The organism is Capnocytophaga sp. oral taxon 380 str. F0488 (assembly GCF_000318255.2).
Lineage (GTDB): Bacteria > Bacteroidota > Bacteroidia > Flavobacteriales > Flavobacteriaceae > Capnocytophaga > Capnocytophaga ochracea.
The window spans coordinates 1-10,968 of the sequence record NZ_KB291232.1 but is presented as its reverse complement, the minus strand read 5'-3'; the positions used below and the strand labels follow the sequence as shown (position 1 = coordinate 10,968).

The window sequence follows — 10,968 nt, the reverse complement described above, 5'->3', positions numbered from 1 at the left end:
GACGAATGACGAAGAAAATGTGATGAAAATCTCTCGCGGACTTCCCTCGGAGAGGGGGAATGTGGCGAATCATTTATTGGGTAAGCCCCCGAACCCCCCGAAGGGGGACAAGCTGGAAAAGGTGACAAACATCTCTCTTTACACATACTCTGCTCTTGTGAGGCACATACCCAGCTGTCGCTGGCTACCTTCAAAGGGGGAATATGGCGACGGAAAGGAGAAGGGATAATTAGGAATTAGCAAATTTAGAAATTAGTAGTGAGAGCACGAGCTAAAAGCTCGCGCCAGCGGAGGGCAAAATTGAACCTCCTACAAAGCAACCTCCAATGAGGTCGGTCAGGCAGAATGGTTCGGACTTGTGAGACGAGTGGAGGGAGAATAATGCCGGAAGGGTGATTTTAGAGTGAGGTGAGGAAGAAGTTTTATGGTTTATAGAAAAAAATCATCATTTTGAAACGTTAAAATTGTTTAGGTGGGGTCATTAAGATACGGTGTTTTTTACACATACGAAAAAACGCATCAAAAGCCGTTTTTAGCATTATAATCTTCATAAAAAAGGATAAATAGGCTATTTTTATATGTTAATTATTCACAAAACATAAAAATATAAAAAGCTGAAAAACAGCTTTAAAAATGTTAATAAAAATATAAATGTGTTAAATATGCACATTTTTTTTGTAAAAAAATAGTGCAGTAAAAAAATAATGAGTATATTTGCTGAAAATTTTGCACACTATAGCTACGTACTATATAGGTGTTGTGAGATAATTAGTAATTTTATAGCAAGAAAATAGTTTAAGTAAATTTTTATCGACAATGAAAAGAATAGTATTGTTAATGCTCGCACTATGCACTATGGGGGGGAAAGCTCTTTCGCAAGAGTTGAACTTGCCACAAATGAACCAATATTTGGCAGATAGCGAATTTCTTATTGCCCCTACCTATGCAGGTATTGGGGACTTTGTGAGAATACGTCTTTCAGCAGGTACTCAATGGGTAGGCGTTAAGGGCGCTCCTGATTATCAATCGCTTGCGGGAGATATGCGTTTAGGAGAACGCAGCGGCGTGGGGCTTATGCTTTATAATGACCGCAACGGGAATACCAAGCAAATGGGGGGTAAAGCTACGTTTGCGCACCACCTTACACTTGACCGTTATGACAACCACTTTATTTCATTTGGTATTTCGTATGCCTTGAACACTTTTAGGATTGATATCGACAAGTTCGACAATATTCCTGACCCACAAGTTACTAACGACCGCTTTACTGTGAATCACAACTTTGATGTAGCGGTGCTTTACCGCTATAAAAGATGGTTTGTAAACCTATCGGGTTTAAACATCTTAAACAAGGATATTGAGCGTTTCTACAAAGAAGAGCCTAAGGCTTTGCGCAACTACCTTGTTTACGCAGGATACCGTTATAAAAAAGACAAGAACAGTCGTTTTGAAATAGAGCCTTCAGTACTTTATCAGTACTACGAAAGCGACGGGCGTTCTACTACTGATTTTAACCTTAAATTTCGCTGGATGGATTTAGACGATTATTATTGGGTAGGGGTGAATTATCGCTCGTTAAATGACCAAATCTTCAAACCACTAAACATTGGTCCTATGGCGGGGCTCAAACGCGGAATGGTGTACTTTGCATACTCTTACCAACTCCACTTAAACGAACTTATCAGATACAACTCAGGTACTCACGTGATAACCTTAGGTCTTGACCTATTCCAAGGAGTAAGTAACTGTAAATGTGCACAGCGATAGTAGTATAACAATATAGAATGCAACATATTATCTTAAAGAACATACGCGTTCGCGCCAATCACGGATGCCTTGCTGAAGAGGGTATTATAGGGAGTGATTACCGCGTGGATGTGAAGGTGAAAGTTCCTCTTGAAAAAGCTATTAAGAGCGACCGACTTGCTGACACGGTAGACTATGTACACTTGAACAGGATTGTAAAAGAAGAGATGGCTATACGGTCGGAATTATTAGAGCACGTAGCGGGTCGCATTATAGACAGGATATTCAAAGAGCTTTCTGAGGTTCAGAAGATAACACTTGAAATTGCGAAAATCAATCCCCCTATTAATGGCGACGTAGCCTCGGTGAGTGTAAAAATAAAACAGAAAAAACTTGCTAATTAAAAAAAAGGTAGTAACTTTGCACGCTGATACTACAAAACATAAAAAGGCATCGTGGCCGAGGGGCTAGGCAGAGGTCTGCAAAACCTTTTACAGCGGTTCAAATCCGCTCGATGCCTCACTTTTTAACTAAATAATTAATCCACAAAGTAAAAATTTCAAAAAGATGACAAACGTTTTAGACAAATTTATTCAGGATGTAAAAGAGAACATTCCTGGTTTTATCGCCGTTTCAGTAACTGAAGTACGTTCAGGGGTTTCTTACGGTGCAGAATCAGTAGATCCTAGTTTTGACCCTAACTTAGGTTCTGCTTATAACTTAGAGGTAGTGAAGGCTAAACAAAATGCACTTCAAGCATTAGGATTGGCTACTAAGGAAAAAATAGATGAGATTGTAATTGTTTTAACTGACCAAAATCACATTATTGATGTGTCAGCAAACGGCAGTTATTTCGTTTATTTAGTAGTAGACTCGACTAAAGCAAACTATGGTATAACAAGAGCTTTACTCGCTAAGTACAAAAAAGATTTAGCAGCTATATTCTAATCACAGCTCTAATTCCCGCATAATTAAGTTAGTAAAAGATTAGTAAGAAAATTATTAAGAGAAAGCTACCGTATTGGTAGCTTTTCTTGTATCTTTGCCCAATTACAAAATTATAATGAAAGCTACTGCAAAGACCTATACCGTACAAGAGGCAAAAGAACGATTGGAAGCCTATTGTGCCTACCAAGAGCGTTGCCACCGCGAGGTAGTAACAAAACTGCGTACTATGGGTATGATACCTTTGGCTATTGATGATATAGTGGTACACCTGATACAAAACGGCTTCCTAAACGAAGAGCGCTTTGCTAAAAGCTTTGCCCGTGGTAAGTTTCGCATCAAAAAATGGGGACGCGTGCGCATAGAACGGGAACTAAAAACCAGAGGGCTTTCGGAGTACAATATTGAAGTGGGCTTAGAAGAAATTGACGAAGAAGAATACATAGATACTTTTGAGATAGTGGCTGAGAAAAAACAAGCTACTATCAGAGAAAAGAACCCTTATAAAGCTAAAGCTAAACTGGCTAATTACCTACTGTACCGCGGTTGGGAGCCGGATTTGGTTTATGAGAAAGTAGAAGAATTATATGAAAAGTAGAGCACAGGAATCAACGAACGCTATAGAGCGTATGTATGTAACGATGAGACACCTCTTTTCAAGGGGTTTCTATAAACCTATGGGTATCTCGGGCGAGGCACTACGCGAATCACTACTGGTATTGCGCCCAGAAATCTATGGAAGTATTGCTGAGAGCAAATCGGAACTGAGCGGACTTATTTATGTACTTGACCGTCTGCCGGAAGGGATTGAGCAGTGTAAATACATCAACCTAATTGCTGATGAGGGATACCGCCAATCGCACTTCAAGCCTATTATCCCACCGAAGCGTCGCCGCAATTGTTACCGTATAGACCCTGAGCAGATGAATATTGAAATCACTCGTGGTCGTTCGGATATTTACGACGTGCTTACGCACCTTACTTTCTTATTTATAGAGTCACACAAAATCGCCGACCGCATTCTGTTAGACGACAATAAAATTTCGCACGATTGGGCAAAATTAGAAGCCAATATACAAAAGAATAAACTCACCCTTGCCGAGCGTGAGGCTACCTTTATACACATAGGCAACCTTTTGGGGCGCACTTTTGAAGAGGTGCTGGGAGCTTACAAAGCCTTAGCTACTCCTACCCTACCCGACCGCTTTATCCACATTATTTACTGGTTAGGCAAGCTCGCTCTGAACGAACGCGTGAACGACGATAAGCGCACTATCACCTTTAGCACTGTATTGCGCGAGCGTATCGGGCATCACCTGCACGGAGAGATATGGGCGGAACACATCAAGCATATATTACTAAAAAATGGACTCTTAGAACGCCCGTTACACATCATCAGTGCCAATATGCACAGCGTGATGAACAGCTTATTTGCTGAAAAAGCACTTGCCAAAGAAGTGGAAGTAAGCTCACGTATAGAACTCTTCGAGCTCCTAAGTCTGCCCGAAAGTGAACCTCTGCGCAAAAAAGTGAAGGAATATGCTCATAAACACGGAATGATTTCGGTAGACGATACTTCTGGTACGAATATCGACGTGCAACTGTTTGACACTGCCAAAATAGATTTTACAGATACACCATACGAAGTACATCATCTTGAAAAGGGTGAAAAACCTGTGATATTAGTAATGGACTACGCTTTTGGTGAACAAGCCTTTGAGACCATAGATGAACTCCTAAAACCTTATCACAAAGGAGGCAAGACCTATTTCTTAGACGTGCTTTCTATCTCAATTATGGGTAAGGCAGGCATCTTGGAAGGTGAGAAAGGAGACCTAATGATTCCTACTGCACACATCTTCGAAGGTACGGCAGATAACTATCCTTTCCACAACGAATTTACCAAAGCCGACTTTGAAGGTAATGGGCTGAAAGTGTTTGAGGGCTCTATGATTACTGTGTTGGGAACTTCACTACAAAACAAAGATATATTAAAATTCTTCCTACACTCTACGTGGAATGCAGTAGGCTTGGAGATGGAAGGTGTACATTACCAAAAAGCTATACAGTCGGCATCAAAAATACGCAAGAGCATACGTGAAGATGTGAAAGTGCGTTATGCCTACTACGCTTCCGACAATCCTTTGGAGACTGGTAGCACTCTTGCCTCAGGAGGCTTGGGAACTACGGGAGTAAAGCCTACCTACCTCATCACCTTTAAAATATTAGAGCAGATATTTAACTAAGTGCGAGCCATATAGGCATTCATAACAGTACAAGCAATTAAAGTGAACGACACAAGTATTATTTTTAGAGGGTACGCTTTTTCAGAAAGCATTTGCTAATTTGATAATTAATTCCTACCTTTGTACCTTAAAATATTAGTGTCATCAAAATATGAAAAAAATAGGCTTTGTACTGATAGCGTTGTTGGTTGCTATCGCTTGTAAGAAGAATGTAAATTTCAACAGCGACCCACTAGCTTTTAAAGATTATATTTCAGGGTATACCTCAGGGCTTATCTCTGCCCACTCAGGAATAAAAATACTACTGAATGAACCCTTGTCGCAAGACAAAATGGACAAGGTGAGCGACCTTAACCTCTTTGAGATTTCGCCTAAGGTGAAAGGAAAAGTGGTGTGCGTAAACCCTACACTTGTAGAGTTTATGCCTGAAAAACCTTTGGCTCAAAACACAGAGTACCGCGTGTCGTTTCACGTGAAAAAGCTCTATGCAGTACCAAAAAAGGAACTGGAGATTTTCAACTTTACAGTGAAAACTTTTCAACAAGCCTTTCGAGTAAGGTCAAACGAGTTACAGTCGTACAACCGTGATTATTATTTTCTTAGTGCTGAACTCTTGGCTAATGACCAAATACCTTACGAAACTGCTAAAGAGGTTTTAAAAGCAACTCTTGATGGGAAGAAAGTAGGTGTAAAGTTCCAGTCGCAAGGCACTAATAACAAGTTTGTGATTATCTTCGACAGCTTGCCTCGTCTCAACAAAGAACAAACTCTTCAAATAAAATGGGACGTTAAAGACATACCTAAAGAAAACCTCATACCTTTCTCTTATACTATTCCGCAAAAGGGGGTATTCAAGGCACTGAACGCTAAAACCGACGGTGCCAACCAGGCTTTCAGTGTAAACTTTTCTGACCCCTTAGAAAAAGAACAAGATTTTACAGGACTCATAAGCCTCAGCAATACCAATACTGCACTGAAATACAGCGTAAACGGCAACGTAGTGAAGGTCTTCCGCGAGGAACAAAAAGAGGGTGACTACAAGGTGCACGTTTCTAAAGGTATCAAGAATATCTATGGCGACCGCTTGGAAAAAGAAGCAACTTTTGACATCAAATTTTTACAGCAAAAACCCGATATTCGCTTTCTTAAGAGCGGTACTATCCTACCGAGCTCACAGAATTTAAAAATCAACTTCCAAACTATCAACTTGCGCGCGGTGAATGTAACAGTATACCGCATTTTCGAGAACAATATCTTTCAGTTTTTGCAAGATAACGATTTGGGCGGAGGCTCGTATATACAGCGTGTAGGCAAACCTATTGCACGAAAAGTACTCAAACTGAACGACAGCGCGCTCTATCCGCTGAACGAGTGGAATACTTATTCGCTCGACCTTGCTTCGGTGATTACACCCGAACCAGGGGCAATTTACCGAGTAGAATTAGGAATGACCAAAAACTATTCACTCTACGCTTGTGGTGCTAAAAACGAAGAACCTCTTGACCTTTCGTTTGAACAAAAACCATTAAATGACGACGATGTAACCTACTCTCAATACTATGATTACGACGAAGAATTCTACTGGGAAGAAGACGAGGATAGTCCTTGTAAAGACAATTATTACTACGGCAGAACGGTGGGTACCAATGTGCTTGCTTCCGACCTTGGGGTGATTGTAAAGAAAGGACAAACGAACAACTTTACCATAGTAGTAAACGACTTGCTCACTACTAAACCGGTAGTTGGAGCAATAGTAGAGGTTTTCAGCTACCAACAGCAGAAAATACAAGAAGGCAAAACCGATAGTAAGGGAATATTGCACTTAGACCTCAGTAGCCGTGCTTATTTTGCGAAAGTGAAAAAAGACAAGTTCACTACCTATGTGAAGTTAGACGACGGCGCACCACAGTCGGTAAGCAAATACGATGTAGATGGTATGCGCTTACAGAAAGGGCTCAACGGCTTTATCTATACCGAACGTGGCGTATGGCGACCCGGTGATAGCATTTATGTGGGCTTTATATTGAACGACTTTGCCCAAAAGACCCCTGAAAAACTGCCTATCAAACTGCGCTTTACTGACCCTTACGGAAAGGTGATTGCCGAGCGTATGCAGAGTAGCAACCCTACCAACCAGTATGTATTTGGACTAAAAACCAACTCCGATGCGCCTACGGGCAACTGGAATGTGAGTATCTCGGCAGGGGCTACGAAATTCAGCAAACGCATCAAAATTGAAACCATTAAGCCTAACCGCTTGAAGATAGAGAACAACCTCAACGGTAAACTTATCAGTCAAAAGGGCGACAATGTGCGCTTGCAAGTGTTGTGGTTACACGGCTCTCCAGCAGGTAATACAGGTGTGAGCGTGAAAGCGAAGTTCTACCCCTTAGAAACTGCCTTCAAAGGTTATGAAAAATACGTGTTCAACAATCGCGCTTATCAGTTTGAGAGCGAAGAAATGAACGTATTTGAAGGGCGTACCGATAGCAACGGGAATGCGAATTTCTACTTCAGAACGAACGACTTAGATGCTCCTGGTATGCTAAAAGTGAACTTCCTCACCCAAGCCAACGAAAGTGGTGGCGATTTCAGTACCGATGTGAGTACCGCTTCTTTCTCACCTTATAGTGAGTACGTAGGTTTACGCTTGCCCGAAACCAACAAATACGATTATTACAACACCCAACAAAACCACACTTTCGATGCAGTAGTACTCAGCGAAGACGGCAAACCACTCAGCCATAAAGACGTGTCGGTAACCGTGTATAAAGTAGGCTGGAACTGGTGGTGGGACGCTTCGAACCAGAATATCTCTACCTATAATAGCAGTAGTAGCAATGCTATTTACACCACTAAAAACATCACTACCGACAGCAGTGGTAAAGCACGTTTTACACTCAATATTCCGGATGCCGACTGGGGTCGCTATTTTATTATGCTCACTGATGACCAAAGCGGTCATAAATGTGGCACGACTACTTATTTTGATTGGGGTGACTGGACTGGCAAATCGCGTGGCAGTGAGGGTAGTGAAGCGGTAATGCTCGCTTTGGGTACTAACAAAAAAGAATACAGCGTAGGTGAAAAAGCTAAGATTAGTTTCCCGTCAGACAAAGGCGGTCGTGCACTCATCTCGGTAGAAAACGGGAACGATGTACTCGAAACTCACTGGGTAGAGACTGCTAATAAAGAAACTACTTTTGAGGTACCTATCACCAATAAAATGACGCCTAATGTGTATTTCTATGTTACCCTCTTGCAACCGCACAACAAAACGCTCAATGATGCGCCTATACGCCTCTATGGGGTGATACCGGCGAAGGTGGTAGACAAGAATACCGTCCTCAATCCTATAATCCAAATGCCCGACCGATTGATACCTAACCAAAAGGTACAGATAAAAGTAAGTGAGAAATCGGGTAAACCGATGACATACACTTTGGCTATCGTAGAAGATGGATTGTTGAACCTCACCCGCTTCAAAACTCCTAACCCTTGGAATACTTTCTTTAGCAAAACTGCTCTTGGAGTAAAGACTTGGGACGTGTACGATGATGTAATAGGTGCTTATGGAGGTACTATCAATCAAGCGTTCAGTATAGGAGGAGATGAAGATTTAGGCGGTGCTGATGCACAGAAAGCAAACCGTTTCAAACCGTTTGTGATATTTAGAGGTCCTTTTGAACTGAAAAAAGGGGCAGGGAATACTCACACCGTGAAAATTCCTAACTATATGGGCTCTGCTCGTGTGATGGTAGTAGCCAGCGATGTGAAAGGCAACGCCTATGGTAGTGCTGAGAAAAAGGATATACCTGTGGTGAGTCCGTTATCGATTTTAGGTTCTTTACCACGCAAAGCTGTGCCTAACGAGAAAATCGTGTTGCCGGTAACCGTTTTTGCTATGGAAAAACAAGTGAAGAACGTATCGCTACAAGTAGAGACTAACGGTTTGTTTAAAGTAGTAGGCACACGCAACCAACAGTTGCACTTTGAGAAGACAGGGGAGCAAATGGCTTACTTTGAACTTGAAACCACCTCGCAAACAGGTATCTGTAAGGTAAAAATCATTGCTACTTCGGGTAAGGAAAAAGCAACTTATGAGGTGGAAATGGATGTGTACAACCCTAATCCCGTTACTTATGTAGTACAAAACGCCGTACTACAAGGCGGACAGTCACATTCTCTCAATATTAATCTCTTTGGTGAAAAAGCCAAAACAGTATTAGAAGTATCGAGCTTCCCAGGGGTGAACCTCACTCAGCGTTTGGGTTATCTTATCGCTTATCCGCACGGTTGTAGCGAGCAACTCACCTCAGGGGCGTTTCCTCAACTTTTCTTAGCTGACTTTGTAACCCTTTCTAAAGAAAAAGCCGATGAGGTGAACCGCAATGTAAGTGCTACCATTAGCAAATTGTATGAAAACCAACTCTCTAATGGAGGATTTACCTACTGGAAAGGTGGCAAGTATGCCGATGATTGGGTAACCTCGTATATAGGTCAGTTTTTTGTAGAAGCCGAGAAGAAAGGTTATGTATTGCCCTCAGGTAGCAAACAGCGTTGGCTCGACTATCAGAACAATGAGGCGCGCCAATGGCGTTACGAGGGTAAATATCAAAACGATTTTGCCCAAGCCTATCGCCTCTATACCTTGGCTCTTGCCGGAAATCCTAACATAGGCGCTATGAACCGCTTGCGTGAACTCAGTGAGCTCACTCCTAACGCTAAACGCACTTTGGCAGCTGCCTACGCTCTTGCGGGACAAAAGCAAACCGCTGAAAAGCTCTTCCAAACCACTTCCATAGACGACGATGCCGATAGCTATTACGGCTCGGTGTTGCGCAATAAAGCAATGGCAATGGAAACCGCTTTGCTTATCGGTAGGAAAGAAGATGCAGGACGTTGGGCATTGGAGATTGCAGAAAAACTCTCGACTAACGATTGGCTCAGCACTCAAACTACAGCCTATTCGCTTTATGCAATGGCAAAATATGTACAGAAGAACAAGAGTGGTAGAAATATAGCAGCCAGTTATACTTTGGGTGGTAAAACCGAAAATTTAAAATCTACTGAGCCAATGCTACAGAAGGCGCTTGCTACCAAAGGCAATGAGACTTTACAAGTGAAGAACAATGGTAACCAAACCCTCTATGTACGCCTCATTACCAGCGGTATATTACCAGTGGGCAAAGAGCTCGCTATGCAAAACGGACTTTCGCTCAACACGACTTACCGCGATAACAACGGACACACACTTGATGTGACCAATTTGCGCCAAAGTACTCAGTTTGTAGCAACTATTGAGATTACAAACCTCACAGGGGAGAGAGTAGACAATGTAGCACTCACCCAAATTATCCCTTCGGGCTGGGAGATTGTAAACACCCGCTTTACTGACTATGATGAAGGTGATGACAACGGCTATATAGACTACACTGATTTCCGTGACGACCGTGCGAATTTCTACTTATCGCTGAAAGCCAAACAAACGAAGTATATCAAGCTCAAGCTGAATGCTTCGTATGCGGGACACTATTATCTGCCAGGCACTTATGCTGAGGCAATGTACAGCAACCGCTACAACACCCGCACCAATGGTAGATGGGTGGAGGTAATTAGGAAATGAGAAAATGAGAAAATGAGGGAATGAGGGAATTAACAAATAAGATGTGATACTAAAACTGCCTGCAGTAATGTGGGCAGTTTTTTTTATTTGAAAGGTTTCTGGAAAGCTCGGAGGTGCGAGGTCGTAACACGGCAGGCAATTGTAGCACGGCAAGCGGGGAAAAATTAGCAGATTAGCAAATTTGGAAATTAGTAAACGGGAGGTGTGAGTTATACAGGCAGTAATGGAGTTATCGGACGATTCGGACTTGTCGGACGGAAGTAAGACGAGATTGATGGCTTTATTGGGGAGAGCTGAGGGGATAGAAAGATATCGGAGAAGTTCAGAAGGGAGAACTTAGGTAAAAGGTAAAAGATGAGCTGTAAAATGGATGGGGTTAGCTTATAGAGAGCTTATAGGAAGCTT

Annotated in this window: 7 protein-coding genes and 1 tRNA gene; all 8 read left to right on the top strand. The window is 42.1% G+C overall.

All coding sequences use genetic code 11. The features are described from left to right. On the top strand, positions 1 to 229 hold a 229-nt coding region (locus tag HMPREF9078_RS12235), incomplete at its 5' end, for a hypothetical protein (RefSeq protein ID WP_009420535.1). A gap of 587 nt (positions 230 to 816) precedes the next feature. Further along, complete coding sequence (locus HMPREF9078_RS09860) at positions 817 to 1,767, top strand: type IX secretion system membrane protein PorP/SprF (protein WP_009411039.1); 951 nt, start codon at positions 817 to 819, stop codon at positions 1,765 to 1,767. A gap of 17 nt (positions 1,768 to 1,784) precedes the next feature. Continuing rightward, positions 1,785 to 2,150, top strand: coding sequence for a dihydroneopterin aldolase (gene folB, locus HMPREF9078_RS09855; RefSeq protein WP_009411038.1), 366 nt, complete (start codon positions 1,785 to 1,787; stop codon positions 2,148 to 2,150). A 45-nt stretch (positions 2,151 to 2,195) separates the two neighbouring features. After that, positions 2,196 to 2,266 (top strand) — tRNA-Cys (locus HMPREF9078_RS09850). Positions 2,267 to 2,313: 47 nt separating this feature from the next. Further along, on the top strand, positions 2,314 to 2,694 hold the full coding sequence (locus HMPREF9078_RS09845) for a hypothetical protein (protein WP_009420534.1): 381 nt from the start codon (positions 2,314 to 2,316) through the stop codon (positions 2,692 to 2,694). A gap of 115 nt (positions 2,695 to 2,809) precedes the next feature. Continuing rightward, a complete protein-coding gene (locus HMPREF9078_RS09840) occupies positions 2,810 to 3,289 on the top strand; it encodes a regulatory protein RecX (RefSeq protein ID WP_009420533.1) in 480 nt (159 codons plus the stop codon). Continuing rightward, positions 3,279 to 4,937: a hypothetical protein gene (locus HMPREF9078_RS09835; protein WP_009420532.1), complete on the top strand. Its 1,659-nt coding sequence runs from the start codon at positions 3,279 to 3,281 to the stop codon at positions 4,935 to 4,937. The genes HMPREF9078_RS09840 and HMPREF9078_RS09835 overlap by 11 nt, the downstream gene beginning before the upstream one ends. Before the next feature lie 151 nt (positions 4,938 to 5,088). Further along, positions 5,089 to 10,563 (top strand): alpha-2-macroglobulin, encoded by a 5,475-nt coding sequence (locus tag HMPREF9078_RS09830; protein ID WP_009420531.1) that lies wholly within the window; start codon positions 5,089 to 5,091, stop codon positions 10,561 to 10,563. Positions 10,564 to 10,968 lie beyond the last annotated feature (405 nt).